Annotated in this window: 28 protein-coding genes; 14 read left to right on the top strand and 14 right to left on the bottom strand. The window is 55.6% G+C overall.

The genetic code is table 11. The features are described from left to right. Nucleotides 1-240 precede the first annotated feature (240 nt). Entirely contained in the window at nucleotides 241-873 is a 633-nt protein-coding gene (locus AAC076_RS02750) for a LysE family transporter (RefSeq protein WP_339842840.1), read from the bottom strand. Nucleotides 874-1,076: 203 nt separating this feature from the next. Between AAC076_RS02750 and AAC076_RS02745 the strand changes: the two genes are divergently transcribed. From AAC076_RS02745 to AAC076_RS02725, 5 genes are all read left to right on the top strand, one after another. Next, entirely contained in the window at nucleotides 1,077-1,334 is a 258-nt protein-coding gene (locus AAC076_RS02745; RefSeq protein ID WP_339842839.1) for a hypothetical protein, read from the top strand. A gap of 184 nt (nucleotides 1,335-1,518) precedes the next feature. Beyond that, nucleotides 1,519-2,283: an NAD-dependent deacylase gene (locus AAC076_RS02740; protein ID WP_339842838.1), complete on the top strand. Its 765-nt coding sequence runs from the start codon at nucleotides 1,519-1,521 to the stop codon at nucleotides 2,281-2,283. Between the two features lie 361 nt (nucleotides 2,284-2,644). Next, on the top strand, nucleotides 2,645-3,064 hold the full coding sequence (locus AAC076_RS02735) for an HPF/RaiA family ribosome-associated protein (RefSeq protein WP_339842957.1): 420 nt from the start codon (nucleotides 2,645-2,647) through the stop codon (nucleotides 3,062-3,064). 266 nt (nucleotides 3,065-3,330) lie between these two features. Next, the gene (locus tag AAC076_RS02730) at nucleotides 3,331-4,506 is read left to right on the top strand and encodes a saccharopine dehydrogenase NADP-binding domain-containing protein (protein ID WP_339842837.1); all 1,176 of its coding nucleotides are present in this window, start codon (nucleotides 3,331-3,333) and stop codon (nucleotides 4,504-4,506) included. A 46-nt stretch (nucleotides 4,507-4,552) separates the two neighbouring features. Further along, nucleotides 4,553-4,882: a hypothetical protein gene (locus AAC076_RS02725; RefSeq protein WP_339842835.1), complete on the top strand. Its 330-nt coding sequence runs from the start codon at nucleotides 4,553-4,555 to the stop codon at nucleotides 4,880-4,882. On the opposite strand, the gene AAC076_RS02720 is transcribed toward AAC076_RS02725, so the two are convergent. The 7 genes from AAC076_RS02720 to AAC076_RS02690 all read right to left on the bottom strand — a co-directional run bounded on the left by AAC076_RS02720 (nucleotide 4,879) and on the right by AAC076_RS02690 (nucleotide 9,940). After that, entirely contained in the window at nucleotides 4,879-5,628 is a 750-nt protein-coding gene (locus tag AAC076_RS02720; protein ID WP_339842834.1) for a molecular chaperone DnaJ, read from the bottom strand. The two genes, AAC076_RS02725 and AAC076_RS02720, sit on opposite strands and share 4 nt — an antisense overlap. A gap of 40 nt (nucleotides 5,629-5,668) precedes the next feature. Beyond that, nucleotides 5,669-6,364, bottom strand: coding sequence for a VWA domain-containing protein (locus AAC076_RS02715; RefSeq protein ID WP_339842833.1), 696 nt, complete (start codon nucleotides 6,362-6,364; stop codon nucleotides 5,669-5,671). Nucleotides 6,365-6,430: 66 nt separating this feature from the next. Then, nucleotides 6,431-7,159 (bottom strand): DsbA family protein, encoded by a 729-nt coding sequence (locus AAC076_RS02710; protein WP_339842832.1) that lies wholly within the window; start codon nucleotides 7,157-7,159, stop codon nucleotides 6,431-6,433. Nucleotides 7,160-7,202: 43 nt separating this feature from the next. Further along, nucleotides 7,203-7,904 (bottom strand): competence/damage-inducible protein A, encoded by a 702-nt coding sequence (locus AAC076_RS02705; protein ID WP_339842956.1) that lies wholly within the window; start codon nucleotides 7,902-7,904, stop codon nucleotides 7,203-7,205. Between the two features lie 26 nt (nucleotides 7,905-7,930). Continuing rightward, nucleotides 7,931-8,548, bottom strand: a complete 618-nt coding sequence (locus AAC076_RS02700) for a TPM domain-containing protein (protein WP_339842831.1) — start codon at nucleotides 8,546-8,548, stop codon at nucleotides 7,931-7,933. Between the two features lie 19 nt (nucleotides 8,549-8,567). Further along, on the bottom strand, nucleotides 8,568-9,335 hold the full coding sequence (locus tag AAC076_RS02695; RefSeq protein WP_339842830.1) for a TPM domain-containing protein: 768 nt from the start codon (nucleotides 9,333-9,335) through the stop codon (nucleotides 8,568-8,570). Further along, nucleotides 9,332-9,940, bottom strand: coding sequence for a LemA family protein (locus tag AAC076_RS02690; RefSeq protein WP_339842828.1), 609 nt, complete (start codon nucleotides 9,938-9,940; stop codon nucleotides 9,332-9,334). Before AAC076_RS02690 ends, AAC076_RS02695 begins: the two co-directional genes overlap by 4 nt. Nucleotides 9,941-10,220: 280 nt before the next feature. Here AAC076_RS02690 and AAC076_RS02685 point away from each other — a divergent pair, with 280 nt between their 5' ends. Next, the gene (locus AAC076_RS02685; RefSeq protein WP_339842826.1) at nucleotides 10,221-11,489 is read left to right on the top strand and encodes a DEAD/DEAH box helicase; all 1,269 of its coding nucleotides are present in this window, start codon (nucleotides 10,221-10,223) and stop codon (nucleotides 11,487-11,489) included. Nucleotides 11,490-11,493: 4 nt separating this feature from the next. Here AAC076_RS02685 and AAC076_RS02680 read toward each other — a convergent pair whose 3' ends face one another. Next, nucleotides 11,494-12,627 (bottom strand): glutathione S-transferase family protein, encoded by a 1,134-nt coding sequence (locus AAC076_RS02680; protein ID WP_339842825.1) that lies wholly within the window; start codon nucleotides 12,625-12,627, stop codon nucleotides 11,494-11,496. Nucleotides 12,628-12,718: 91 nt separating this feature from the next. Between AAC076_RS02680 and AAC076_RS02675 the strand changes: the two genes are divergently transcribed. Both AAC076_RS02675 and AAC076_RS02670 read left to right on the top strand, forming a co-directional pair. Further along, nucleotides 12,719-13,339, top strand: coding sequence for a hypothetical protein (locus AAC076_RS02675; protein WP_339842824.1), 621 nt, complete (start codon nucleotides 12,719-12,721; stop codon nucleotides 13,337-13,339). A gap of 34 nt (nucleotides 13,340-13,373) precedes the next feature. Then, a complete protein-coding gene (locus tag AAC076_RS02670) occupies nucleotides 13,374-14,093 on the top strand; it encodes an extensin family protein (protein WP_339842823.1) in 720 nt (239 codons plus the stop codon). Nucleotides 14,094-14,320: 227 nt separating this feature from the next. Here AAC076_RS02670 and AAC076_RS02665 read toward each other — a convergent pair whose 3' ends face one another. Then, nucleotides 14,321-14,983, bottom strand: a complete 663-nt coding sequence (locus AAC076_RS02665) for an SDR family oxidoreductase (RefSeq protein ID WP_339842821.1) — start codon at nucleotides 14,981-14,983, stop codon at nucleotides 14,321-14,323. A gap of 491 nt (nucleotides 14,984-15,474) precedes the next feature. Between AAC076_RS02665 and AAC076_RS02660 the strand changes: the two genes are divergently transcribed. The 3 genes from AAC076_RS02660 to AAC076_RS02650 are packed head-to-tail and all read left to right on the top strand — an operon-like array spanning nucleotide 15,475 to nucleotide 18,242. Then, nucleotides 15,475-16,848, top strand: a complete 1,374-nt coding sequence (locus tag AAC076_RS02660; protein WP_339842820.1) for an NAD(P)/FAD-dependent oxidoreductase — start codon at nucleotides 15,475-15,477, stop codon at nucleotides 16,846-16,848. After that, nucleotides 16,845-17,930, top strand: coding sequence for a DMT family transporter (locus tag AAC076_RS02655; RefSeq protein WP_339842819.1), 1,086 nt, complete (start codon nucleotides 16,845-16,847; stop codon nucleotides 17,928-17,930). Before AAC076_RS02660 ends, AAC076_RS02655 begins: the two co-directional genes overlap by 4 nt. 15 nt (nucleotides 17,931-17,945) lie before the next feature. Then, entirely contained in the window at nucleotides 17,946-18,242 is a 297-nt protein-coding gene (locus AAC076_RS02650) for a hypothetical protein (RefSeq protein ID WP_339842817.1), read from the top strand. 201 nt (nucleotides 18,243-18,443) lie between these two features. Here AAC076_RS02650 and AAC076_RS02645 read toward each other — a convergent pair whose 3' ends face one another. Continuing rightward, complete coding sequence (locus tag AAC076_RS02645) at nucleotides 18,444-19,232, bottom strand: pseudouridine synthase (RefSeq protein WP_339842816.1); 789 nt, start codon at nucleotides 19,230-19,232, stop codon at nucleotides 18,444-18,446. 155 nt (nucleotides 19,233-19,387) lie between these two features. Between AAC076_RS02645 and AAC076_RS02640 the strand changes: the two genes are divergently transcribed. The 3 genes from AAC076_RS02640 (at nucleotide 19,388) to fusA (ending at nucleotide 23,604) form a co-directional block, all read left to right on the top strand. Further along, nucleotides 19,388-20,155 (top strand): transporter substrate-binding domain-containing protein, encoded by a 768-nt coding sequence (locus AAC076_RS02640; protein WP_339842815.1) that lies wholly within the window; start codon nucleotides 19,388-19,390, stop codon nucleotides 20,153-20,155. Between the two features lie 111 nt (nucleotides 20,156-20,266). Next, complete coding sequence (locus tag AAC076_RS02635) at nucleotides 20,267-21,187, top strand: hypothetical protein (RefSeq protein ID WP_339842814.1); 921 nt, start codon at nucleotides 20,267-20,269, stop codon at nucleotides 21,185-21,187. A 326-nt stretch (nucleotides 21,188-21,513) separates the two neighbouring features. Beyond that, nucleotides 21,514-23,604, top strand: coding sequence for an elongation factor G (gene fusA / locus AAC076_RS02630; protein ID WP_339842813.1), 2,091 nt, complete (start codon nucleotides 21,514-21,516; stop codon nucleotides 23,602-23,604). An 83-nt stretch (nucleotides 23,605-23,687) separates the two neighbouring features. Here the strand turns inward: fusA and AAC076_RS02625 are convergent, their stop codons facing one another. The 3 genes from AAC076_RS02625 to AAC076_RS02615 all read right to left on the bottom strand — a co-directional run. Next, nucleotides 23,688-25,235 carry an MFS transporter gene (locus AAC076_RS02625; RefSeq protein WP_339842812.1) on the bottom strand — a complete coding sequence of 516 codons (1,548 nt, stop codon included), beginning with the start codon at nucleotides 25,233-25,235 and terminating at the stop codon, nucleotides 23,688-23,690. Nucleotides 25,236-25,559: 324 nt separating this feature from the next. Then, on the bottom strand, nucleotides 25,560-26,024 hold the full coding sequence (gene bfr, locus AAC076_RS02620) for a bacterioferritin (protein WP_339842811.1): 465 nt from the start codon (nucleotides 26,022-26,024) through the stop codon (nucleotides 25,560-25,562). 122 nt (nucleotides 26,025-26,146) lie between these two features. Beyond that, nucleotides 26,147-26,328: hypothetical protein (locus tag AAC076_RS02615; RefSeq protein ID WP_339842810.1), on the bottom strand; the 182-nt coding region annotated here is incomplete at its 5' end.

Here is a 26,328-nt window from a genome sequence, read left to right as displayed (position 1 = left end):
TAAAGTTGTGCCCGCCTTCAGATAACACCATCGCTGCGCCCTCGCCCCAATACCAGCCTGGAACCCACCTTTTCATGAGGGGACGGCGCCGGATTCAACTTCTTGAGTCTCTTCTCTGCGTTATCAAAAACCATTCGAAGAGTCCTCTGCTCAGAGGGGTCGATTCCGTTGCGCACTGGAGAACAACGCCATGCACCCATTGCTGATGATGGCGGTGGTCATCGAGGCATTCTGCGCAGTCTAGATGCTGGCGCGCCGCACAGTAGCCAACAACATGGCGGCGCCGCCAAAAAGCGCGGCAAAGACACGGTTGAGCATGCGTTGTTGACCGGGCGAATTGAGTAGCCGCAACACCCGTGAAGCCAAGCCGGTATAACCGGCCATGACGATCAGGTCGACGACAACCATCGTGGCTGCCATAACCAGATATTGAGTGGTCATTGGTGCTGCAGGATTCAGGAACTGCGGCAAGACCGCTAGCATGAATACCACGGCCTTGGGGTTGCTGACATTGACCAGGAACCCACGAAACATAAGCGCCAGGGGCTGACCTACAGGGCGAACACCGCTCTCTGGATCCACAGCCATCCCTGGAGAGCGCCATTGTCTTGCAGCCAGAAAAAGAAGGTAGGCAACGCCAAACCACTTGATCAAACTGAAAGCCGTTTCAGAGGTCGCCAGCAGCGCGCCAACACCCGCCGCCACCACACCAATCTGGAGCAAAAGCCCGAATTGAAGGCCAATAGCCGTCCAGTAGCCCCGTCCGAAGCCGTAGTTAAGGCCACTGGAAAGCGATGCTATTGCACCAGCCCCTGGCGACAGACTGATGATCCAGCAAGCCAGCAGAAAGGCCAGCCAGGTTTCCATACTCATTTGAATACCCCTGAATGTATGCGGATGAGTATGCCCTTCCATCCAGCCTGGTGTGTAGCTTTGTGTAGACATCCTTGAGAGCGCAAAGAGCTTACCGATGCAGATAAAAGGAACTCCGGTGCTCATTTTCTGTCAACTCAAGTGAAGGCAAGCGGCATATGTATTTTTTCCTTGCCGCGAAACCAACTATGGAGAAGATTATTATGATTAACATGAAAATGCTTACAGCCGTAGCAGCCATCGCAACATTGGGTATCGCCGCCCCCGTCGTAGCCGAAGACACCACTCCGCCTACCACTATCCATGAAGAGAGCCCGCGTGCTGGCACGGACGTAGGCGTCGAAACCGAGTCAATGGCAGAAGATGCAAAGGCCCGCAGCGAAGTGCCCGGCACCGATGATGCGGTTCATAGCAGTGCGTACAAGAAGACCTATCCCGCAGAGTCTGAAGTTGGCGAGTAAAGTGAGCTGCTGCAATAGGTACTAAAAAGGGCCCGAGAGGGCCCTTTTTTTATTAAAACTTGGCAGTAAAGCTTCAGGAGCTAGAGACAGGGTGTGCCATCGGTTCAACCCACCCCTGCTTTGAAGCTTGCCGAACAAGGTCTAAGCTAAAAAGCAAGACGTCTTATGCCAGGATCCGGTAAGCATGAACCAAGACGACATTGCATACTCTTTACCTCTGTTAAAGCAGGCAGAGCACGTGGTTGTGTTTACCGGCGCCGGAGTTTCGGCAGAAAGTGGCATACCCACGTTTCGCGATGCGCTCACAGGTCTGTGGGCAAAACATGACCCGATGGACCTCGCCACGCCGGAGGCATTCGCACGTGATCCAGACCTGGTGTGGAGCTGGTACGAGTGGCGCCGCTGGCAGATACACCGCACACAACCCAATCGCGCTCATAACGCAATAGCACAGCTTGAGAGCCGGGTGCCTCGCCTCACACTGATTACCCAGAATGTGGACGATCTGCATGAACGTGCAGGAAGCAGTAACGTCATACACCTGCACGGTGATTTGCAATCCCCGCGCTGTTCTGTCTGCGCTGCGCCGCATCGATTTGATGCTGAGCTATGGCTGGAGAATCCGCAAGAAAATCGCAGCATCAGTCCTCCCAGGTGTCTGCGATGCAATAATCCCGTCAGGCCCGGCGTTGTCTGGTTCGGTGAGTCGCTGCCAGAGCGAGCTTTCCAGCAGGCGTTCGATGCAGCGGGCGATTGCGATCTGGTTTTATCCATTGGCACCTCCGGAGTCGTCCAGCCTGCCGCCTTGATTCCGGATATTGCTTTGAAGAACGGCGCTTCAGTGGTGCATATCAACCCGCAACCCGTTCTGAGTCATCCGCGGGAATCATCAATCCAGGGACCCGCCGCCGAGATATTACCCATACTGCTCAGGGATGCCTTCGGCTAACTCACCAGACTTTTCAGGTAACCGTGTAGAGCACGTCGGTGTATTTAGCGAACAATCATAGACGCCAAGGGCTACTGATTTTTTTCGCGCAGATAACATGAATTTTTCTCTGTAATTGATCGTCCAAGGTAATGAGATTGGTCGGTGTCTGTCGGTGCCGGTTGATCAATTTTTCGGTCCACACTGGCTTCTGTTATCAACGCTGGCGAGTCGACGGAGTAGACATTAAGATGCCAGAAAACAGCTTTCACTGACGAGCATCAAAGAGACTGTGCAGAGCAGTTGCCAATCCGTCTTGGCTGCTCTACGGTGGTGACATGAGCCAAACGATTTCACAGCGGAAAAATGGAACTACACTATGATGCAAGTACTGATTAATAGTCATCAGATTGAAACTGCCAGCGTCTCGTTCCAGGAATGGGTCACTGCGGCCGTAGTAAACGAACTGGAGCGCTTTGACGACTTTCTGACTCGAGTTGAAGTGCATGTAAGCGATGAGAACGGTCATAAATCCGGCGCGCGAGATAAGCGCTGCCAAATTGAAATGCGTCCCCGTGGTCACCAGCCTCTTTCGGTCACCAACCATGACGAATCCCTTGAGTTGGCGGTCAACGGGGCAGCAGAAAAGGCTCGGCATGCTCTGGAGCACCTGATGGGCAAATTGGACGTACGTGGTAATCCCATAAAAATGGCTGAAGCTTCAGTTGATGACGAAGCCGCCCGCGAGAATCGTGATGCATTGTTGGAAGAAGAGTTTCTCGAAAAAGAACAACTGCTCTGATACAAAGGTACAAGGAGAGCAGCCAGGCTGGTTGCTCTCCTCCAGTCCCCTAACCCCTGATCCACTCCCCCCAGGCTCACCCTTTCCTACCTCCAATTCCCATTATCTATATCCGCCAATGGCGCAAAACGATAGTGCTTCAGCAATGACTCTGTTCAGCCTATTGTCGACTCACAGAGCCAGCAACTCCCTGATCTACTTTTCTTGATGGATGCAGGAGCTGGTCTAGGATTGATTCATACACCCTTCGCAATAGAGGAAAAACCATGTCAGCTGATAGAGAACTGGACATCATCGTATATGGCGCCACCGGCTACACCGGGCGGCTGGTATGCGAATATCTGAACAAGCAGTATGGCGTCAACGGCGAGGTCAAATGGGCCATGGCTGGCCGCAGCCAGGACAAGATTGATAGTGTTCGTGAGGAAATGGGCATTCCCGCTGACGTTCCCACCGTGCTCGCAGATGCCAATGAGCCCGCTTCAATCAAGGCCATGGTGGAAAAGACCAAGGTATTGCTGACCACTGTGGGTCCTTATCAGCTCTACGGATCTGATGTGGTTGCCGCTTGCGCCAAGGCTGGCACCGACTATGTGGATCTGTGTGGCGAGCCGGCCTGGATGCACGAAATGATCGCCAAGCATCAGGACGACGCCAAGGCTAGCGGCGCGCGCATAGTATTTTCTTGCGGTTTTGATTCTGTGCCATTTGATCTGGGAGCCTTCTTTCTTCAGGAAGCTGCCAAGAAAAAGTTCGGTTCGTCCATGCCCCGTATCAAAGGCCGCGTTCGTGCGATGAAAGGCACCTTCTCTGGTGGCACCCTGGCCAGCTTCAAGGCCACCATGGCCGCAGCCGCCAAAAAACCGGAGATGATGAAAGTACTGGGCAATCCTTTCGCGCTGACTCCGGGCTTCACCGGCGCCGATCAGCCCTCAGGTAACGCTCCAAGCTACGACGAGGACCTTAACAGCTGGTCTGCCCCTTTTGTCATGGCCACCATCAATACCAAGAACATCCATCGTTCCAATTTCCTGCTCGGCCATGAATATGGCGAGGGCTTTGTTTACGATGAGATGATGCTGACCGGACCTGGCGAAAAAGGTGAAGCCACTGCGAAGGCGGTAGCCGCCGACAAATCCATGGCTAACGACCCACGCAAACCAGGGGAAGGACCATCCAAGGAAGAGCGTGAGAACGGCTACTACGACGTACTCTTTGCCGGCTCCAATGACAAGGGCGACAGCCTCAGGGTCAGCGTCAAGGGTGACAAGGATCCTGGATACGGGTCTACATCAAAAATGATCGCCGAAAGCGCTGTGTGTCTGGTTAAAAATCCGGGCGCTGCCTCCGGTGGTATATGGACACCGGCATCGGCCCTTGGCTCGCTGCTGATTGAGCGTCTGGAGAAAAACGCCGGCCTGACCTTTCAGGTCGAGGGCTGAACATGAATGGCCCCCTGCCTACAGGGGGCTTTGAGTGGAGATCGCATTGCATATAGTCAACGATTACAGCGAAGCCATACCCGTCGACCGTGCGCTTTACGCGGTCAAACTACGCGATAACGGTTGGAGTATTGCAGACGGCCCAGGTACGCAAATCGTCTTTCCCGAACAGGTAGCGCAAGCTGGCTATCATCTTCCGGTGCGGTTTGATAATAGTGAAGATGCAAAACAGGCTATTCTGACCGGGCCCCAGATGCCCTTCGATATCAAGCCAGACTCCAGCTGGGTGACGCATTGTCTTTCCTCCGGCGGCGTCCGCTGCAAGGAATACGAGCCCGCAAGCGGACCCGAGAATTCGTCGAATCGCTCAGGCTAACCGAGAAGTACGTCTTTCGCCTCGTTGATCAATGAGGCAAGGTAGGTACTACCGCCGCGGTCAGGGTGCATTTTCTGCATCATCAGACGGTGCGCCTGAATAATCTCTTCCTGCGTTGCACCCGCTTCCAATCCGAGTACCTCAAGAGCCTCGGCTTCGGTCAGTGATCCGGCACCTGCTTTGCTTCCCTGCTCGCGGGAGTCACCGCCAGTTTCGCCACTTGAATCATCGGCACGCCAGGAATCACCAAAGCGTCGATCCAGATAGCTCTCGAGCAAACGCGCCGAGTCGTTGTCGTTCTGCCTGCAATAGCCTAGCAGTTCGATAAATTGCGCTTCACTCAGATCGGCCAGTTGTTGATCTGCAAAAGGTCCCTCAAGCACCCTGCCGCTCATATCGCCGCTGTCATGATCCAGTGTCATTTCAAGAATCTGACTGGATACCCGGGACTGGTTGCCGGTACTGGCCTTGCTGCGGCCAGACCCCATTCCCGGCAGACCAAATCCCCGGAAAAATCGTCCCAACAGCAGGCCTGGAAGCATCCTGCGCAGCAGTGGGAACAAACCGGCCAGAAGTGCTAGCACCAGGTAAAAACGTCCAGTCAGCGCAAGAAGGGCAACCACTGCAACGGTACCTATAATCACCAGCTTGAGAATGACCGGTTTACGCTGGCCTGCTGGAGTGGAGCGTATCCAGAGCCAGCCACCAACGCCAACGAGAAGCCCCAAAAGCAAGAATGCAGACATAAACGCTCCATCAAATAAAAATATTATCGCGGCATTACGTTTACTTTATCTGCTGCGTGAGGCGTTTCACTTCTGCGGAGCTCTTATTGGAATAATCTCGCAAGGCTTTGGCACCTCCTGAGGCATAAACGGCCACTGCAGCAAGTAATTCCCTCAGCAACTGCGGGCTGCTTCGGTCGAAAGGTGCATAGGCGCCCCCTGACAGCTTGCTCACTTGACGGAACACGGCTTGCGCATGGGGATCTCCGCCCTCCTGGAACATGAAGACCGGGGTACGCAACATACCCAGCTCCCCTGCTGCGTGACACAGCTCATCAACAGACTCTTCGCAACAATCACCAATGAACACAACGGCTTTGACTGGCCTGCTGCGAGTTTCCTGCAGAGCATGGCCCAACACCCGCCCGATCTGGGTAATACCGCCCAGACAACGGACACCGCTCATCAAACCCAGCAATTGACTCGTCTGACCTACAAAGCCCGTGGCCTTGAATTCGCGGAAGCCTCGATAATAGCAAAGCTGAATCGACAAACCGCCCAGGCCTTGCGCTGTCACAAAAAGCTCGCTTTGCAGGTCGCAAGCCTGGTCCCAGGTAGCCTCACGGCTGGCAGTCGCATCCAGGGCAAAGATCAGCCTGCCTTCCTTCTCAGGACGAGCAGGCAGAGAGCGCACCTGATTGATGAAGGCATCGATCGAGTTACGATCGGAACGAGCTGCGATCGGTTTATCGGACATATCTGATAGCCTTGGTTTCATGGACGATGACCAGCAGCCTGCCAGTCATCGCCCCGACTCGGAGTGTTAGTCCCTATCGAGCTGTTGCTCGATAACACCCGAAAGCTGTTCCCAGTTGCTTCGTGTCAACGGGATGTTGTCAACAATCACTGTGGGCGTGCTGACGACCCTCAGCTGCTTCGCCACAGCCAGGCTGTCCTCGACGGCGGAGCGTGTTTGCTCGGTCGAGGTACAACGTTGAAAACGCCCCTCATGCAGCTCCAGCTCCTGGGCATACCCAGCAAACAAAGGCTGTGGGTCGCTCGATGTGCTCCAGCTAGCCTGGTTTGTGAACAACGCATCGTGCATGCCCCAGTACGCATCCTGTTCACCGGCGCAGCGTGCTGCAATTGCGGCGGGTACTGCGTTTTTGTGCTGGGCCAGAGGCATTTCAAAAAACACCAGACGAACTTTGCCGGTATCTATGTATTCACTTTTCAGTTGCTCAAGAACACCTGAAAAGCGCGCGCAAGCCGGGCATTGATAATCGGCAAATTCACGGACTACCACGGGTGCGTCGGGATCGCCCAATTGCATTCCAAAGCGGTCTACCTCGGCGGGAAACGCAGGCTGATCATCTGGAACCGATGGCAGTGCAATCGGGCCAGTACCAGGGGTAGCCAAATAGAAGGTCAGGGCCAGAGCAGCGACTACAACCACTACCACAAGGCCCCACACGATAGCGTTTCGGCTTTTCTCCTTGCGCCTCGGAGGGCTCGCCTCCCCCGTTGCCTGACGACGCTTTGACTCACCCATGTTCAGCTCCTCCACTGCTTGATTTTAACCGCCAGCTTAGCATTTACTTTTCGCGCAGAATCAATAACTCGCGCAGCCGGTCCATTCCCGCCACCACATGCTCGGGGGTGCCCCGAAGACTCAGTTCGACTTCCTGGCGGCCATCAGCGTTGGGCAGACAGGCAAGACGCAGATGGGCAAACTCGGTCAAGAGTTGTTCCATAAGTGGGATCAACGGACCCTCAGACGTATCAGTAAGCACAAGGGTCTGAGTAACTTGCTGACCCGGAGCCTGCAGATCGGCGTAATCGTGATCAAGAACCCACTCGACCATTGGCCAGGCCATTCGTGGAAAACCGGGTACAAAATGGTGATCTCTCATCGAAAAACCGGGTATACGGTTGATCGGATTGGGGATAATGCGAGAACCCGAGGGAAATTCGCCCATACGCAGGTGATTGGCGTTCAACCTCTCGCCCAACTGGGCACGGATTTCCTGCTCCGCTTCGGGATGTAACTCGATATCCACGCCCAGGGCTGCTGCGGCGCACTGCCGGGTAAGGTCATCCGGTGTCGCACCTATGCCACCGAAACAGAAAACGATATCCCCCCGGCCAAGTGAATCCTGTAGCGCACGCGTTATAAGCCCCGGGTTATCGCCTACGACGCTGACCCAATCGATTTCCAGGCCTCGCTGGGCGAAGCGCGGAATCATGGCCGGCAGGTGCGCATCCTGCTTGCGACCATTGAGCAGTTCATCGCCAATCAGAATGAGGCCTATCGTTCGACGGTTCAGGACAGCACCACCAGACGGTTGGACAGCTCGTTACGGTCATGCGTACCCGGCACATGCTGACTTAATTGAATGCCACACGAGTCAATACAGCCCAGAAACCCTTCGAGCACCTTGCCCTCGCGGACCTTGAAAGTGAAGGCTTCGACAATCGACTCCCACACTGCATTATCAATATGCCCGGAGATACCCCGATCAACCAGAATCTCCACATAACGCTCGGCTTCAGATACGAATATCAGCATGCCTGTAGCACCATCGGTGTGATGTAGATTGAGCTCTATGAACTGACGCCGAGCGAGATTGCTGGCGCGCCAGTGTCTTACCGAGCGCGGGATCAACCGGGTAATTACCGGCGGTAGCCGAAAGACCAAAGCAAGAACAATGAAAGTCACCCATTGCGCGAGCAGTAGCTCAGCGGCACCCAGCCAGCCAGTGAGAAGTACCACCAGGCCCGGAATGAGCAGAGCAAGCACCCCGGCCCATAACAATGGAATGTAATAATAATCGTCGGCGCGGGCCGCAAGCACGGTTACCACCTCCGCGTCGGTCTCGAGCTCGATACGATCAATCGCATCCGCGACCTGCTGTTGTTCATCTTGCGTAAGAAGTGTCATTTGGAATCCATGATTGAGTTTACCAGCCGCCCGAGGCGCCACCGCCACCGAAGCCGCCTCCGCCACCACCGAAACCTCCGCCTCCACCACCGCCGCGACCCATGCCGCCGAGCAGAGCGCCAGCCAGAACGGCACTACCAAATCCTCCGCCGCCGCGGCCACCGCGACCACCAAAGGCCCCACGTATCAGCGAAATCACGACGAAAAACAGAATGACAAATAACCCACCTGGCGGCTTGTCACCGTCTGCGGAGACCGGTCGACCGCTGGCAGTCTTTAGCGGGTCGCCACCCAGAACCTGGACCATCGCGGCGCTGCCCTCGGCAATACCCTGCTCGAAGTTACCCGCGCGGAAAGCCGGAGTTATGATGCTGTTGATGATGGCCGATGACTGCGCATCGGTCAGACGACCCTCGAGTCCATACCCCACCTCAATACGAATCTTGCGGTCGTCGCGTGCCACGATCAGTAATGCCCCGGTGTCTTCGTCAGCCTCACCGATACCCCAGGCACGGCCAAGATCAACACCAAACTCTTCGATACTGCGGCCCTGAAGGTCAGGCACGGTCACAATTACCACTTGTTCTCCCGTTGCCTGCTCATGGGCCGCCAACATTTGGGTAAGGCGCGCTTCGGTTTGCGGTCCAACCATCTCCGCTTGATCAACCACACGGCCGGTCAACTCCGGAAGCGTCACCTCTGCAGCTGGCACCTGAGCAACAACGGCGCTACTGAACAACAGCAGCGCAAGCAGCTGGAAGGGCGCGAGTAGTTTGCGCACACTCATTCGAACTGCACTGCTGGGGCCTGCTCTGCACCCTCGGTAGTGGCCTCGAAATTTTCTCTGATAGGCATGTCCCCGTACATCAGGCTATGCCAGATACGCCCCGGGAAAGTGCGAATTTCAGTGTTGTACTGCTGCACAGAGGCAATGTAATCGCGCCTGGCCACCGCAATACGATTTTCGGTGCCCTCAAGTTGCGACTGCAGTGTCAGAAAATTCTGGTTGGACTTGAGATCCGGATAACGCTCCGACACAGCCATCAAACGACTGAGCGCACCTGTTAACTGAGATTGTGCCTGCTCGAACTGCCGCATCTTGGCTGGATCGTTCAAGTCATCGGCACTGATCTGGATCGACGTAGCCTTGGCCCGGGCCTCGACAACCGCGGTCAATGTTTCGCGTTCCTGACGAGCGAAGCCCTTGACGGTTTCAACGAGGTTGGGTATCAGATCTGCACGCCTCTGGTACTGATTCTCTACCTGAGACCAGGCTGATTTGACCTGCTCGTCATAGGTAGGAATGTTGTTTATGCCACAGCCTGCGAGCAGGCTGCCAAGCAGAAGGACAAGTGTCATTTGCCAGGTAATTCGTAAAGACTGAGTGGGCATGTTGTGCTATCCATTCCATTAACGTTTGCCTTGCACGGCATCGCGTCCGTGAGCATTCACATCACGGCATGAAGAGCAGAACATAAAAGAGGCTGGGTTGAAAGGCGACACGAACAACCCGCAAAGGTTCTATTGCAACAAATCAGGACGAGACTCCGCGCTATTCAACGATAGACCAAAGCCGGGCCAAGCTTGATCGACCCTTAATGGTTGCTGCGTTCGCTTTCCCCTGCAGGCCACGGGTAAACTGTAAAGATTCTCCTTTGCTGGCATGTCATCCATGACGTTTTCCTCCCTGGGTCTGCTCGATCCACTTCTGCGCACACTTGACCGACTCAATTACAGCTCGCCTACCGCAGTCCAGACCGAGGCTATCCCGGCCATTCTAAAAGGCCGGGATCTGATGACAGCTGCGCAGACGGGCACAGGCAAAACCGCTGGTTTCGCCCTCCCGGTCCTGCACAAGTTGCTGCAGGAAGGTCCCCGGGTTGCCAGCAACCAGACGCGCGCACTGATTCTGGTACCTACCCGTGAACTGGCCGAGCAGGTTTTGCAGAGCTTTATCACCTACGGCGATCAATTGCCTCTGCGCAGTTACGCCGTCTATGGCGGCGTCTCCATCAATCCCCAGATGATGGCTTTGCGCAAGGGTGTGGATGTACTGGTGGCAACACCGGGGCGGCTGCTGGACCTCTATCGTCAGAATGCGGTGACTTTCGGTCAGCTGCAGATACTGGTTCTGGACGAAGCCGATCGAATGCTGGACCTGGGTTTCGCAGACGAGCTGCAACAGGTGTTTTGCGCGCTGCCAAGCAAACGCCAGACCCTGCTCTTTTCCGCCACTTTTTCAGCAGCCATTCGTACCCTGGCAGCGAACCTGCTGCGCGACCCGCTGATTATCGATATCAGTCCAGACACCATGACCGCAGCCACAGTCACACAATCGGTTATACCTGTGGACAAGAAACGCAAGGTAGAGCTCTTCGTGCATTTGTTGGCGAATCGTCGATGGGGCCAGGTCCTGGTGTTTGCCAAAACCCGCAATGCGGTGGACCAACTGGTCCAGACACTGCAATCCATCGGCCTGAGTGCCGACGCCATTCATGGGGATCGACCTCAACCGGCCCGCTTGCGCGCCCTCGCCCGCTTCAAGACGGGAGAAGTCCAGGTGCTGGTCGCAACGGATGTCGCGGCGCGCGGCCTGGATATTGACGACCTGCCCCAAGTCGTCAATATTGATCTTCCCATTGTCGCTGAGGATTATGTGCATCGTATAGGCCGCACAGGCCGCGCTGGCGCCAGTGGCGAGGCGGTGTCACTGGTCAGTGCCGACGAGGTTGATCAATTGGCGGCGATTGAAGCACTGACCAATCAAATTTTACCCCGTCACGATGAGCCCGGTTTCTTGCCTGTGCACCGCTTGCCGGCGACGGTGTCCGGCGGCCAGATTATCAAGAAGCCGAAAAAACCCAAGAAACCCAAAGTCACATCGAATAAAAGCCCAGGGAAAGGCAAGATTCATCTGGGCAACTGGTTCGAAAGCGACTAAGGGTTCACTTCACCGCCCACACCTCGATATTGTTCCGCCTTGCAACGCTGTACGCCAACCCCTGCGGCACCGCTGCCATTAATCCGAAGCGCTCCAGATAAGCTTCAACACGCTCGGATTCTGTCGGGGCCAGCTCCGCCAGCACATCCGCAGCACGCTGCAAAAGAAACAGCAGATAGGGCTCTACACCGACCTCAAGCGGTATACCCTTGAAGGTTGTATTTACCATACCCAGTTGCCGTTGTTGCGGTTTTTCCGTTACCGGCTCGCCATCAGCTGGCCGAGTCCTTGCAACCCATTCAGCGATGAAAGCAAGCTTGTCGCTCAGCTCAGGGAAAATCTCGCTGGCGATGTGCTCAAGCAGAGGCTCCAGGGTCGGCGGTATGGCGTCTCCCGGCCAGAAGTGCGCGTCTCGCTCTGGATACTCAACCACATCCAGACCAGGCGCCGTCATCCGCTCGACCCAACGATATACCCGCGGTGCTTGCAGCTTCATGATCTGGGCGGGCACCGGATCGCGCCCCAGGTGCGCGAACAGAGTGCCGATCAGACCGTAGTCGCCTATGCAAGGCCGATCGCCGAGCAGGTAAGGCATCTGCTCGAAGTGCGCGTCCAGGATAGCCAGCAGCGCTTCGTAGGAAGCTTCAATTTCAGGGATGCTTTGCTCGGTGACACCCAGGCGAGGTAGATAGGCCTGCATGCGCCCCATGATCTTCTCTGCCATAGCGGCACCTGATCCGCTGGCGAACGCATGAACCAGAAAGTTCTCCTGCTGCTCAAGGTAAGACCAGCGATAATGCATTGCATGCTTGAGCATCGACTGACCGCCGTAATACTCGACGATGACCGCGATCACACGTTGCAGCGGCCCGTCGGGATACACCGGATATGGCACACCGCGTTTTTCGAAGTAGTCGATGATATCGACGGTATCCTGAATGACCTGGCCATCGGGTGTTTCCAGTACAGGAATGATGCCTCGGCCAATCTGCGGCAGAATGCGCGCCGCGAAATCAGGATGAGTAGTCGCACGTTCCATATAGGGGATACCCTGGTTGCGCAGGTAACAACGGGCCTTGCCGGTATAAAGGGAATGCGGCGCGCCGTAGAGTATGTAAGGTGTGTTATCGGTATGCATGCTCGGTCGACTCCCTCGGGTTGGTGTTATGCGTCGGGCAGTTATAAGCAGAGATTGTCCTGTAAGCAAGACGAATAGGCGTTATGAATACATGGTTTATGTGATTGTTATCGGTTTTTTCCTGCTGCTCGCGGCCCTGTTGTGTGCTGCCTTTTACCTGCTGGTGAAGCTGCCGTGGCGTGTCACCCTGCCGGTGATTCTGTTGATCGTCGGTGGGCCTTACATCGCATTCAAATCCTACGAACGCGACTTCCAGTTAAGCGCGGTACCCGACGCCCTCAACGTGACAACAGTGGAATATAGCAAGGAAGAAGCCTGGGGATTCGGACCGGGTGGTAACGAAGCGGGAATCCGAGTCTATCCGCTACCCGAAGCAGTCGCGAATGCGATCAGCACCGAGGGAGTGACCTATCTCGAAGCGATGCCGGCCAACCCTGACCAACAGGAGCGTCGCTGGCGAGGGTATTACACAGATTGGCAAGAAACGCCGGTGGCGCCCAAGCGACCTTGGGAACCACAGCAAGCAGACAGCACTCTGAATGTAATGGACTATATCTGTGCTTATGGTTTCTGTATTGAGATCAGCCAGCACTATGTCGACGAAGCCAACGAACTGGTTAACGCCCCAGGCAGTTATTACGCCTATGGCCGCATCGGCATGATCCTTGTCGCGCCGGCACGCAAACGAGTCTATTACCTGTACAACGGCTAACCAGTAACGCGCAAAAAGCATCATGAGGCGCTATTTGAAAACCACCCTTTTACGACTATCGAAACTCCTCGCCTTTGTCCTGTTGTGTCTGCTGATATATCTGCTGCGTCCTTGGGAGGCCCTGCCTGCAGAATGGAACCCATGGGCGCCGCTGTCAGTGGATCATCCCCTGACACCCGTGACACGCTTGAAACTGTCGCAACTTATCAACAGCCCCACTGAATGCAGTGCTGCGCTGGCCACAGCCTCTGGAAAAGCGCTCAGTTATACCTCGCTGGACGACTACACGCCGGTGACAGGGTGTCCCCTGGAAAACGTGGTCAGGATCGAGCGCAGCGACATCACGTTCAGTTCGCCCTTCACCGTCAGTTGCCCCTGGGCTGTGGCCTGGACCATGTTCGAGCGGAATGAACTGCAGCGCCTGGCATTGACGCATATGGATAGTCGAGTGGAGAGAATCGACCACTACGGCAGCTTTGCCTGCCGTAATGTTTACAACCGTTCCGAGGGACGTCGCAGCCAGCATGCGACAGCTTCGGCCTTTGACATAGCAGGCTTTCGTCTTGCCAACGGTGAGCGCGTATCGGTACTTGATGACTGGGCTGAAACCGGGGAGTCGGGCTCCGCAAATTTCCTGCGGGCATTTCAGGATAGCGCCTGTGATTACTTCGGCACCGTACTGGGCCCGGAATACAACCAGGCCCACGCCAACCATTTTCATCTGGACACCAGTAACTACGGCTTCTGTCGCTAGATCCAAATGAAGTCATGCGCGCGGGAATGACCTCATTGACAGCCCATGGGAGTTAGCCCTGAAACACCGTTTGGATTCCCGCGTGCGCGGGAATGACGGGGTGTTTACGGGCGGTGCCACGGGGTATGCCAGGGCTTCGGGGACCTTGGGCACTACGGCCCAACCGAACAATCCGCTCCCCCATACCCGTCATCCTCGCGAACGCGGGGATCCATTGGCGGGTGGTATTACCACGGCAGCTCGTCTCCATTGCTATGCCAGAAGCCCCCGGTATTCTCCAGCGTCAGAGCGTCAACTCGCTCAGCCAAGCCGCGGGCAGACTCCACTGGCGTGATATGCCCGCCAAAGCCGACCATGCGTGTCTGCACATAACCCGGGTGCAATTGTGCCACCGCAACTCCCCTCGGCTTGAGGTCCATGGCCAGGGACTTGCCGAAGGCATTCAGGGCCGCCTTGGAAGCACGATATCCATAGCGTCCACCCGAGTCATTATCAGCTATGGAGCCCATACGGCTGGTGATATTAGCGATCTTGCCGCCCTTGGGTATCAGCGGAAGCAAAGCCTGCGCCATCCGTAAAGGAGCATAGGCGTTGATCTCCATCTGGGTGCGTAGGGAATCAAAATCTATTGAGCCAAGCTTTTCATCCTGCAAAAGGCCTGCATTGTTAATCAGAAGATCAACGCAGCCCCCAGCAAGCCCATCCGCCAGACGCTGGACGTCGGCTTCACTGGTCACATCGATGCCCTCCACGACCCTTGCCGCAACAGCGTCAAGTTCTGGGGATGACTCGCGGCAGACACCCGTTACCTGGTCACCCCGGCTAGCATACAAGCGAGCCAGTTCCAGCCCGATTCCGCGGTTGGCACCTGTAATAAGTACATTGTTCATTGAAGGGTTCCCATTGATGGCTTTGAAGAATAGAAGCCTAGCATCCTTGCCAGGAGCCCGTTCAAAACCGGGTGGCACTTAACGGACTAATCAAACGCTCATAATGCCCCGCGGCCGTCGTCGTAACGATGCGCCGGGCGGCGAACCCAACGCAGCGGGAAGGTGAACACCTCGACCGTGTTATGGTGGGGACCTGGCATACGAGTTACAAAGTATTTTTCTGCTGCTTGACCAGTTCGAGCGCTTCCCTCCGGCGTTTTCTCGAAATCTCGCGTTTCATTGGTGGCCAGCCCGCCCCCGGCCTTCTGTTTCAACGACAGATGCAGCCTTCATAACATCGCGCCATCGGTAAATCCGACCTCAGTGCGCATCACTACAGAGCTTGATGGCTTGACCCTTGATGGTCTGAGCCGCGCTCTTCTCCGCGTTAAATCGTCGGCGGGCTGAATCCAGCTCGGCGCACGGTGCATCGCCTGAAATCAGGAATCTATATGACTTTTAGAGTTGCCATTCTAGGCGCTGGCCCAAGCGGCTTGGCCCAACTACGTGCTTTCGAAGCAGCCCGACGCGACGGTGCTGAAATCCCCGAGATCGTTTGTTATGAAAAGCAAAGCGATTGGGGCGGCCTGTGGAATTACACGTGGCGCACAGGCCTTGATGCCTATGGCGAGCCAGTACATGGCAGCATGTATCGGTATCTCTGGTCGAACGGCCCCAAGGAGTGTCTGGAATTCGCCGACTACAGCTTCGAGGAGCATTTTGGTCGTCCGATTCCCTCCTATCCGCCACGCGCTGTATTGCGCGACTACATCATGGGGCGCGTCGCCAAGAGTAATATGCGGCAGCACATTCGCTTTAATACGGCAGTGCATTGGGTTGCTTACGACGAGGCTACCAGCAAGTTTGCAGTCACCGTGCGCGACCTCAAGCAGGACGAGCTGAGCACCGAAGAGTTCGATCACGTTATTGTGGCTACCGGGCACTTCTCGACGCCCAACGCGCCCTATTTCGAAGGTCTCGAGCAGTTCCCCGGTCGTGTACTGCATGCCCACGATTTCCGCGATGCTTGTGAGTTTCAGGGCAAGGATTTGCTACTGATTGGCAGCAGCTACTCGGCGGAAGATATCGGCACCCAGTGCCACAAGTACGGCGCCAGGTCGGTTACATTCAGCTACCGCTCTCAGCCCATGGGCTTCGACTGGCCGGAGTCCTTCAACGAAGTACCCTTGCTCACCGAAGTGATCGGCAAAACTGCACACTTTAAAGACGGCACCAGCAAAGCGGTTGATGCAATCATCCTGTGCACGGGCTATCAGCATCACTTCCCGTTTCTGCCAAACGAGATGACACTGACTACCCACAACCGTATGTACCCGGAAGGTTTGTACAAGGGAATCGTGTCCCTAGCCAATCCAAAGCTGTTCTTCCTTGGCATGCAGGATCAGTACTACACCTTCAACATGTTTGACGCCCAGGCCTGGTATGCCCGTGATGTGATGCTTGACCGCATTGCACTACCGTCAGGTGAAGCGATGGCCGCCGATAGCAGCGAATGGGTAGACCGCGAATTGAAACTCGCAAACCCCGTCGATGAAATCGACTTCCAGGCAGCTTATATAATTGATCTGCTTGAGCCGACCGACTACCCCGCCTTTGATGTGACCGCTGTTGCCGCCATATTCAAGCAATGGGAACACGACAAGGAAGCGGACATTCTCGGCTATCGCAACAAGAGCTATCGCTCCACGTTGACCGGCACCCTGGCGCCAGTCCACCACACGCCATGGATGGACGCGATGGACGACTCGCTCGAAGCTTTTCTTGACGAGGGGCAGACCATCCAGCCAACAAAGGTGAGCGCATGAGCCAACAAGGCCTGAGCCAGGCTCGTTCGCGCTTTACTTCAAGCAGCATACGCTGGGGCTTCATGTGGGCCATGTGGTGCGCGGTGCTGTGGGGTGCCTGGTATTTACCAGGCTCTGCAGTCTGGTTTGAAGCACCCTATGTCGACCTGAGCTACGACACCAACGCGCAGTTCCTGCTGGCCGCCGCAGTACTGACCACCTTCAATGCGATTGCCGTGCTGTTCTTTCTGTTCGTCTGGAATGCCGTACTGGGCAAATGGGGCGAATACATTCGCACCATCCGGCAGATGCGCTACATATCCAAGTGGTTTTTCATTGGTGCCATTTTCGGTGGACCAATGGCGATCTTTGGCTCGTATCTGGCGATAGGCTTTATTGGCGGCGCTTTCGCGGCCATATCTGCGCTGATGTATCCCATTGTTGGCGCCACCCTCGCCAGACTCTGGTATCAGGAGAAGATAACCCGTCGAGCAGCTGTGGGTATTTTCATTATCCTGGCGGGGGGCATAACCGTTTATGCACCCGGCATCATCGGTGAATTCACCGGTACCGGGGACTCTGGCTGGCTGGGTTATCTCGGCGGCGCCATGGCGGCGATTGGCTGGGGTGTCGAGGGCGCAATCGCAGGTCGCGGGCTGGATGTCGCAGACCCGGATGTGGGTATTACCGTACGCTTCTCGGCCGAAGTCCTGTACTGGATCGTGCTGATTCTACCAGCCATCTATCTGTTCACCGACCAACCGGTCGTGGAAATGGTCGTAGCGACGTTCAACTGGGCAGCCATAGGCTGGTTATCACTGGCTGGCGTCACCTTCGCCTTCTGCTATGTCTCCTGGTACAAGTCCTTCCCTTTGATAGGGGTTGGACGTGGACAAGCGATTGCGGCGTTGTATGGACTTTTTGCGGTTATCTTTCTCGCCGCATTCACCCTCGAGTTTCCCGCGTGGAACTTCCTTGCAGGTCTGGCCCTGTTCGTCACGGGCGGGTTTGTCATGTTCACGGAAAGCGATGAAGTGCTCGAAGTCGTTCGTGCCGTGAAAAGCGACAGCAACTCACCCGCCGTCAGCGCGGCCAACACCTGATAAAAGGAGCTACCCATGAGCAAACTACATATGAAAGGCCGCATTCTCCAGCTGATCAATGAGTGGCAGGAAGAGGGTATTTGGGACTGGCAAGTCACCGACGCGTTAATGGGTGAATATGGTCTCAGCGGTGCCTACTGGCGCGGTAATACCCGCGTCACGCTGACCGACCTGTTCTCCAGCGGCATCATCGAGAGCGTTGAAGAAACACTCGATGACCAGGCCTATTTTGGTCTCGGTCGCGTGCTGTTCAAGTTCAGGCTCAATGACTTTGGTCGTCAACGCATGCTCGATACCGCACTGGCCTCATAGCCAGTGCCATTTGATATCCACAACTAGGAGATAACATGTCTGATTTCTGGGGTTTTCCGGGGGCTGACGTGCTCGCCGTCGCCGTCATCATCGTGCTTAGTGGCCTTGCCCTTTACCAGGCGCGTACCTTTGTAACCAAGCTCTGACCGCAAGACGCTGACGCCCCCACGTGCTCCAGCGCTGGTGTAAAGATCTGGTGTATCAGAGCTGATTGCTTTGATGCATCAGGTCAAGCATCGGCAATCCCTCACCGAAAACCGATAACACCTGAATAAAAGAAGCCTCTGGCATTGAGCTCAACGCCAATGGAGTCCCTGTGCATGGGTGTATGAACTCCATTGCAGTTGCCGCCAGCATCAAGCGGCCTTGTCCGAAGCGCTTGGCAAAATAATGATTGTGGCGAGTCCTGCCGTAATTGGTGTCGCCAATGATCGGATGACTTATGTGCTGCATATGCCGACGTAACTGATGCTTGCGACCCGTCTGTGGAGACAACTCCACCAGGCTGTAGCGGCTAGCAGGGTAACCTTCAATCTCGATCGGGATTTCCACCGTAGCCAAACGCTGGTAGCAACTTTGCGCTTCCCTTAAAGGCTGCTCTTCGTGCTTGAGACGTCGGTCAGTTGGATGCTCGCGTAGAGGATGGTCAATAACGCCCGACTCGTGCGGCCAACCTCGCACCATGGCCAGGTAAGTTTTTTGCACAAGCCCGTCCATGAACATTTTCCCCAGTACGCTAGCCGACTCGGGATCACGGGCAAAAAGCAACAATCCAGATGTGGGACGATCCAGACGGTGTACGGGGTAAACGTGCTCGCCCCCGTTCAAGGAGCGAGCATATTGAAGGGCAAATTCGGTCTCATGCCTGTCTATAGGACTGCGATGGACCAGTAAACCAGCGGGCTTGTGCACAACCAGAAGCCATTGATCCCGATAAATCTCGGTTAACGGATTGTTTAATGTCACCTTGAGTCGAAACCTGTTTTCCATACTAAGACGCGTTGAGCTAGCGGTCTCACCTGCAACCTGCATCGCCCACTAACTGCGCAGTCTAACCCGAATGGGTTCAATCTCCCTGTCGACGACGCTGGAATTGGCAGCTAGGCTGATGGGCGAAGCTAAATAACTGAACTGTTAATATAAAAATGAATGTAAAAGCGCTTCTAGACAATCCGTTGGGACGCTCCCTTTTTCTGGGGCTGACCCTTGCACTGGTGACCAGCTATCCGCGTGCGGAGGAGCCGATGCGCACCCTCAACGCAGCGTTTCTCCATTACCCACCGCTGGCCTATCTCGACGAGAATGGTGAAGCAGCGGGAAGTGTTATTGATTTGACCAACAGTCTCGCTGCGCAAAGTGGCCTGAAGCTTGATTGGAAGGTCTACCCGATCAAACGCATCTACAAGGGCCTGCGAAACGGCGAAATCGATATCTGGCCAGGCTCTCAGGCGGTTCCTGCTTTGAGCGACGCTACCCTGGAAACCCCCTCCATCGGTATCGAAATCACTCTGTGCGCGTTTTCACTCGAAGGGACGCCACTGCTCGACACGCTCGAAGACTTGAGCCGCAGCCAACTGGTGCTGATAAGAGGCTATACCTATCGCGCGCAACTGGACGACATTTTCCAGAACAGTGTCCGCGAACCCATAGTCACCCCGGATCATGATTCAGCCATGCAGCTATTGGAGAAAGGTCGTGCCGACTATCTGATCAGTTACAACGACCCTATAGAGCACGTCCTGCTGGATAACCCTCAGCCTGGCTCCAAATGCGAAGCCATTGATCGCTGGCCCCTGGTTTACGTCATTTCCCGCCAACTTTTCGATGCGCCTGACGTTGCCGCATCGCTGACCAAGGCGTACGAGCGGGTCAGTCATGCAGAGCAGAAAAGATCAATTGCGCTGACCCAGTAACACAACTGCATAAATACCCTGAATGCCGCAATAACAGGCCATTTGCCGCCTATGTCCAGTGGCGCCTAAACTTGGTGTGTTTGAATTCAATAGCCATATCAAGGATTTCCGATGAGCTTCAATACTCCCCTATTTCTGTGCGGCCCAGTCCGTGAGCCCAAACAAATGCTGGCCGATCAGGAATACAGCGGTCACACCTCCATCCACGACGACAGCATGGCTGAAAAACTGGGGTTCAGAGCAGGCCCTATCGAAGGCCCTACCCACTTTAGTCAGTTTGCCCCCTTGCTCGCAGAGATATGGGGACAGGCCTGGTTCGAGCGTGGGTGTTTTTCAGCACACTTTCAGAATATGGTCGTTGAAGGTGAACAGGTTCGTGCGTTCGTCGAGCGTCCAGCACCTGGGGCCACTAAAGTTAGAGCCTGGGCAGAAAAAGCTGACGGCACGCCCGTGCTCGAAGCCAGCGCCAGCCTGAGTCCGGAAGCGGGTGAAAGCCTGCTGGATCAGCGTATGGCAAAACTGCGCCCGCCGGAGAAACTGATCATCCTCTCTGACCTGCACGTCGGTATGACTGGCGCTCGGGACGAAAAGGTACGCATGGATCCCCAGCAGCATATGGGCAACCTCTATCCCTTTTCGCTCGCGCAGAAACTTGAAGGCATCACCGAAAATTCCCCGTGGTATTCCGATCCAGGCAGCGCGCCCTGGGGCCGCGCCATCATACCAATGGAAATGATCAGCGTGCTGGCCGAGTACACCAGCAAGGAGGCTGAGTTCCCGGTAAAGCAGCCGGTCATTGGTTTGTTCGCCGATCAGGAGATCCGCATGATCGACGGACCGCTTTTTGTTGGTGAGGACTATCTCATTCGGCGTGAAATCGTTGCACTGTCCGAGAGTAAACGCACTGAATCCTACTGGGTGTTATCAAGCATTTATGATGCCAGCGGAGAAACCCTCAAGGCGCAAATGCTGCTCAACCATGCCACTCTGAAACACTCGTATGCCAACTACGAGTCAGAAGCGTCTGCCTAGCTTGGCTTGGTAACACGTAATGATGGCGGCTCTTTCGGGTCGCCATTGGCCTGACCCGTAACCGCCCAGAAAAGCCTCCCATTACCCTTGTTCAGCTTCTTCGAGCTCAGACACCCAGTGGTCTATGCACAGGACCGTAGCGCCCGTTCTTGAGGCAGCAAAACTCGAAACAGAGGCAGACAAATACACTAGCGCCGCACCCTGGGACGCTTGTCAGAAGTCTGTATTGAGTCAAAGCCCCCTTTCTGTCGCAAAAGCAGAGCGAAACTGCTTCTAATCCTGTATGATGAGCGCCTTTATTTCCACCCGGCTTATCAGAGAGCGCTATGAACACTGACTTAAACCTCTACAGAAACATCGGTATCTTCGCCCACGTTGATGCCGGGAAAACCACTACTACCGAGCGTATTCTCAAGCTGACCGGTCGTATCCACAAGCTAGGCGAAGTTCACGAAGGCGAGTCCACTACCGACTTCATGGAACAGGAAGCCGAGCGCGGTATTACCATTCAGTCAGCAGCCGTTAGTTGCTTCTGGAAAGGCTACCGTTTCAACGTTATCGACACCCCCGGCCACGTTGACTTCACCGTAGAAGTATATCGTTCGCTGAAAGTACTCGACGGCGGCATCGGCGTATTCTGTGGTTCCGGCGGCGTTGAGCCCCAGTCCGAAACCAACTGGCGCTACGCGAACGAATCGAAAGTTTCGCGTCTGATCTTCGTCAACAAGCTGGACCGTATTGGTGCCGACTTCCTGCGCGTTACTGCCCAGGTCGAGAAAGTACTGGGTGCCAAGCCCCTGATCATGACCCTGCCGATCGGCCGTGAAGACACCTTCTCCGGCGTGGTCGATCTGCTGACCCGCAAGGCTTACATCTGGGATGCCTCTGGCCAGCCCGAGAACTACGAGATCACCGACATCCCCGCCGACATGGTCGATGACGTCGAGAAGTACCGTAGTGAACTGGTCGAGACTGCCCTGGAAATGGACGACGACCTTCTGATGGCCTACATGGAAGGCGAAGAAGCTTCCATTGAAGACATCATGCGCTGCATCCGCAAGGGTACCCTAGAACTGGCGTTCTTCCCGACTTACTGTGGTTCTGCGTTCAAGAACAAGGGCATGCAGCTGCTACTGGACGCAGTTGTCGACTACCTGCCAACACCGACTGAAGTTAATCCTCAGCCGCTGACTGACGAAGAAGGCAACGCCAACGGCGATTACGCCATCGTGTCCGAAGACGAACCCTTCCGCGCCCTGGCGTTCAAGATCATGGATGACCGTTTCGGCGCCCTGACCTTCTGCCGCATCTACTCCGGCAAGCTGAACAAGGGTGACACCGTCCTCAACTCGTTCACCGGCAAGACCGAGCGCGTAGGCCGCATGGTTGAAATGCAGGCCAACGAGCGTAACGAGCTGAGCTTTGCCACCGCGGGCGACATTATCGCCATCGTCGGCATGAAGAACGTGCAGACCGGTCACACCATATGTGATCCCAAGCACCCCTGTACTCTGGAAGCCATGGTCTTCCCCGAGCCCGTGATCTCGATTTCGGTTACTCCGAAGGATAAAGGCTCCACCGAGAAGATGGGCGTCGCAATCGGCAAGATGGTTGCTGAAGATCCGACCTTCCGTGTCGAGACCGACATCGATTCCGGCGAAACCATTCTCAGGGGCATGGGCGAACTGCACCTGGACATCAAGGTCGACATCCTGCGTCGCACCTACGGTGTGGACCTGCTCGTTGGTCAGCCACAGGTTGCCTACCGCGAGACGATCACCAAGGACGTTGAAGACAGCTACACCCACAAGAAGCAGTCGGGTGGTTCCGGTCAGTACGGTAAGATCGACTATGTCATCAGACCCGGCGAGCCGAACACTGGCTTCACCTTCAAGTCTTCGGTTACCGGTGGCAACGTTCCCAAGGAATACTTCCCAGCCATCGAAAAAGGTTTCAACTCGATGATGGGCATCGGCCCACTGGCCGGCTTCCCGGTACTGGACGTTGTAGTCGAGCTGAAAGACGGTGGCTACCACGCTGTTGACTCCTCGGCCATCGCGTTCGAAATCGCAGCCAAGGGTGCCTTCCGCCAGACTATGCCGAAAGCAGGTCCGCAGATGCTCGAGCCGCTGATGAAGGTCGACGTGTACGCTCCGGAAGATCACGTGGGTGATGTTATCGGTGACCTGAACCGTCGTCGCGGCATGATCCTGGGCCAGGAAATCAGTGCCACTGGCGTTCGCGTCAAGGCCGATGTACCGCTGGCAGAAATGTTCGGCTACATCAGCACGCTGCGTACCATGACCTCAGGCCGTGGTCAGTTCTCAATGGAGTTTGCTCACTACGCGCCATGCCCGGCCAACGTAGCTGAAACCATCATTGCGAAAGAGAAAGAGAAGAAAGCGGCCAAGAACTAAGCAGTAGGCCAGCAATCGAAAACGCCCCGCCGATGAAAATCGGCGGGGCGTTTTTTTGTGCCCATTTTTTACATCATGACTCGTTAATGCCCCCCCGCCCTCACCCGTACCTCGCGCAAGAAGACTGCCGTCAGTAAGGCGGCAGCGAGCATGATTGCCCCGCCTATCAGGGCATTGGCATGCAGTGCTTCAGCGAAAGCCCCCTGCACAGCAATAAGCAGCGATTCGGCCAGCTCTGCCGGCAACACCTGAACGATGCCCAGCGCCCCGCCCAGTGTATCGCTGGCCACTTCGACCTGTTCGGCACTCAGTCCCACAGGCATCTGCTCGGCCATATGCCGCCGGTAGACTGCTGCCCCGACACTGCCGATTACGGCAATACCCATCGCCATTCCAAGCTCCGTTGCGGTTTCAGAGGTAGCCGCAGCGGCGCCCGTTTTCTCCGGGGGAACGGAGCTCATGACCAGATCAGTACCGAGAATCATCATCGGCATTACGCCTACACCGAGCAGGATGGTTCCCAGGATCATCCACCAGAGGCCAAACGCACCCTCTACCAGTATCAGAGCGGCAAATCCCATAACGGCCACCAACAAGCCACCGCTAACCAGCCAGGAAGGCTGAAGCCACCGGGACATCCGCGGAACCAGCAGGGAAACAATCGTCTGTAATATAGCCGATGGCAACATCACCACGCCTGCTGCCAGGGCGCTCAAACCCATTACCCCCTGCAGATACTGAAAAATCAGCAACCACGCGCCGGACAAGGCAAGGATCGACATCAACATTGCAATCACGGACACCGTGAAGGCACGGCGTCGGAACAGATCCATATCCAGCATCGGATCAGCGAGCCGGCGCTGTCTGCGCACGAAGAATACGGCAATCGTAATGCCAGCCAGCGCGGCCAGCACAGCCAGCAAATTGGGTCCGTCCCGGGCCATATCCTTGAGCCCGAAGATAACCATGAGCAAGGCGGATATCGAGAGCAGTGCACTCGTAAAATCCAGACGCCCGGCCTGTTCGTCGCGGAACTCCGGCAACAGAAAAGGGCCCACCAGCAACAGGAGCGCCATAACCGGAACCGCCAGAAGAAATACTGCGCCCCACCAGAAAAACTCCAGTACAAGACCACCAACAAGGGGCCCAATGGCCGTACCAACAATGAATCCTGTCATCCACACGGTAATTGCCAGGGTGCGCTCATGGGGCACATGGAACATATTACGGATCAGCGAAAGGGTTGAGGGCATGAGGGTAGCGCCAGCCACCCCGAGCAGCGCCCTAGTAGCGATCAGCATGCCCGATGTGGTTGAAAACGCGGCCGCGATCGACGCAGCACCAAAGGCAAAAGCACCAATCAGCAGCAAACGCCGACGCCCTATCCGATCGCCCAGCGTGCCCATGGTGATCAGGAAACCAGCCACCATAAAGCCGTAAATATCCAGTATCCAGAGAAGCTGCGCGCTGCTTGGTTGTAAATCTGCACTCAATTGCGGGGCGGCCAGGTGCAATACCGTCATATCGAGCGCAAGTAGCAAAGTAGGCAATACCAGCACTGCCAGCCCCAACCATTCGCGACGTCCGGCTGGCTGCCAGCTCAGGGGATCATGGGGATCGGTGGTATTCATTGATGCCTCCAGAAGGGATCGGGTCTTATACCCCCGCATGCATGGTATCCGCAAGATACAGAAGGCCCAAGCCGCTCAAAACGTCTTCAGGAGTTACGCGAAAAATGCCTACTTGAAGGTGCCAGCAGTTTAAGCGCCGGAGAGCGAAGTCTACTGGCCAGCGACCAAAACTCTCTCAAGTGGCTACACGCACGCATCTGGCGCGCACCAGCAGATTCAACCTGGGGTCGACTGCTGGGACTGACTTGAGTAGATGGTAGAGCGGTTGGGCCTGGGGTATTCAGCGGGAGACGTGACGAGCCCCACAGGGCATGGCCGAAATGGTCAGATCTGAGACTGCAAGTAGTTCTGCAATCCAACCATCTTGATCAGGCGCAGTTGCTGCTCCAACCAATAGGCATGATCCTCTTCGGTATCAGCCAACTGAACCTCAAGCATCTCGCGAGTAATGTAGTCTTTATGTGACTCGCACAGGGCAATAGCCGCGGCCAGGTTGTCGCGCACTTCGTACTCCAACCGGAGATCCGAGGCGAGCATATCGGGTACGTTGTCGCCAGGATAAATAACATCGGGCGTCATATCGGGCCGGCCTTCGAGAAACAGGATTCGCTTGAGAATAGCGTCAGCGTGCTGCGTTTCCTCTTCCATTTCGTGGTTGATACGTTCATACAGCTTGCTGTAGCCCATATCATCGTAAAGACGCGAGTGGAGAAAATACTGATCGCGCGCACCCAGTTCGCCGCGTAACAGCGACACAAGACAGTCGATGACTTCCTGATTGCCTTTCATAAGTTACTCCCCACCCTCATTTGCCGAAAGTCGATTGTGCCCCAACGATCCTTCAATTGCTATTGGTAACGGGCCTAACCGAGGCACCCATTGCGCAACATTTGGCGCACTTATCCTATTGATCAGAATAGCCTTTCCCGTCCTAACTGCCCGTTATTTTTGCCGACTCGCTCACACCTTAGAATGACACCATCTGCGATAATTCCCCCTCGGCCAGGCACGGCCTTCATCACTAATGACTCTTCCAGCACAAGGAACATCGGATGTTCGCCCCCGCCAATACGGCTGCCTTTATGCTGGATAT

The sequence above is a fragment of the uncultured Halopseudomonas sp. genome (assembly GCF_963977355.1).
Lineage (GTDB): Bacteria > Pseudomonadota > Gammaproteobacteria > Pseudomonadales > Pseudomonadaceae > Halopseudomonas.
The sequence above is the reverse complement of the archived record's forward strand: the minus strand, read 5'-3'. Positions and strand labels throughout refer to the sequence as shown.

What these genes read in the sequence shown, in the direction of transcription:
- AAC076_RS02750 (WP_339842840.1), bottom strand. Translation starts at nt 873, where the DNA reads ATGAGTATGGAAACCTGGCTGGCCTTTCTGCTGGCTTGCTGGATCATC.
- AAC076_RS02720 (WP_339842834.1), bottom strand. Translation starts at nt 5,628, where the DNA reads ATGTCTGCATTCTTGCTTTTGGGGCTTCTCGTTGGCGTTGGTGGCTGG.
- AAC076_RS02745 (WP_339842839.1), top strand. Translation starts at nt 1,077, where the DNA reads ATGATTAACATGAAAATGCTTACAGCCGTAGCAGCCATCGCAACATTG.
- AAC076_RS02680 (WP_339842825.1), bottom strand. Translation starts at nt 12,627, where the DNA reads ATGCATACCGATAACACACCTTACATACTCTACGGCGCGCCGCATTCC.
- fusA (WP_339842813.1), top strand. Translation starts at nt 21,514, where the DNA reads ATGAACACTGACTTAAACCTCTACAGAAACATCGGTATCTTCGCCCAC.
- AAC076_RS02695 (WP_339842830.1), bottom strand. Translation starts at nt 9,335, where the DNA reads ATGAGTGTGCGCAAACTACTCGCGCCCTTCCAGCTGCTTGCGCTGCTG.
- AAC076_RS02740 (WP_339842838.1), top strand. Translation starts at nt 1,519, where the DNA reads ATGAACCAAGACGACATTGCATACTCTTTACCTCTGTTAAAGCAGGCA.
- AAC076_RS02715 (WP_339842833.1), bottom strand. Translation starts at nt 6,364, where the DNA reads ATGTCCGATAAACCGATCGCAGCTCGTTCCGATCGTAACTCGATCGAT.
- AAC076_RS02690 (WP_339842828.1), bottom strand. Translation starts at nt 9,940, where the DNA reads ATGCCCACTCAGTCTTTACGAATTACCTGGCAAATGACACTTGTCCTT.
- AAC076_RS02685 (WP_339842826.1), top strand. Translation starts at nt 10,221, where the DNA reads ATGACGTTTTCCTCCCTGGGTCTGCTCGATCCACTTCTGCGCACACTT.
- AAC076_RS02635 (WP_339842814.1), top strand. Translation starts at nt 20,267, where the DNA reads ATGAGCTTCAATACTCCCCTATTTCTGTGCGGCCCAGTCCGTGAGCCC.
- bfr (WP_339842811.1), bottom strand. Translation starts at nt 26,024, where the DNA reads ATGAAAGGCAATCAGGAAGTCATCGACTGTCTTGTGTCGCTGTTACGC.
- AAC076_RS02735 (WP_339842957.1), top strand. Translation starts at nt 2,645, where the DNA reads ATGCAAGTACTGATTAATAGTCATCAGATTGAAACTGCCAGCGTCTCG.
- AAC076_RS02730 (WP_339842837.1), top strand. Translation starts at nt 3,331, where the DNA reads ATGTCAGCTGATAGAGAACTGGACATCATCGTATATGGCGCCACCGGC.
- AAC076_RS02675 (WP_339842824.1), top strand. Translation starts at nt 12,719, where the DNA reads ATGGTTTATGTGATTGTTATCGGTTTTTTCCTGCTGCTCGCGGCCCTG.
- AAC076_RS02645 (WP_339842816.1), bottom strand. Translation starts at nt 19,232, where the DNA reads ATGGAAAACAGGTTTCGACTCAAGGTGACATTAAACAATCCGTTAACC.
- AAC076_RS02665 (WP_339842821.1), bottom strand. Translation starts at nt 14,983, where the DNA reads ATGAACAATGTACTTATTACAGGTGCCAACCGCGGAATCGGGCTGGAA.
- AAC076_RS02660 (WP_339842820.1), top strand. Translation starts at nt 15,475, where the DNA reads ATGACTTTTAGAGTTGCCATTCTAGGCGCTGGCCCAAGCGGCTTGGCC.
- AAC076_RS02650 (WP_339842817.1), top strand. Translation starts at nt 17,946, where the DNA reads ATGAGCAAACTACATATGAAAGGCCGCATTCTCCAGCTGATCAATGAG.
- AAC076_RS02640 (WP_339842815.1), top strand. Translation starts at nt 19,388, where the DNA reads ATGAATGTAAAAGCGCTTCTAGACAATCCGTTGGGACGCTCCCTTTTT.
- AAC076_RS02655 (WP_339842819.1), top strand. Translation starts at nt 16,845, where the DNA reads ATGAGCCAACAAGGCCTGAGCCAGGCTCGTTCGCGCTTTACTTCAAGC.
- AAC076_RS02700 (WP_339842831.1), bottom strand. Translation starts at nt 8,548, where the DNA reads ATGACACTTCTTACGCAAGATGAACAACAGCAGGTCGCGGATGCGATT.
- AAC076_RS02625 (WP_339842812.1), bottom strand. Translation starts at nt 25,235, where the DNA reads ATGAATACCACCGATCCCCATGATCCCCTGAGCTGGCAGCCAGCCGGA.
- AAC076_RS02710 (WP_339842832.1), bottom strand. Translation starts at nt 7,159, where the DNA reads ATGGGTGAGTCAAAGCGTCGTCAGGCAACGGGGGAGGCGAGCCCTCCG.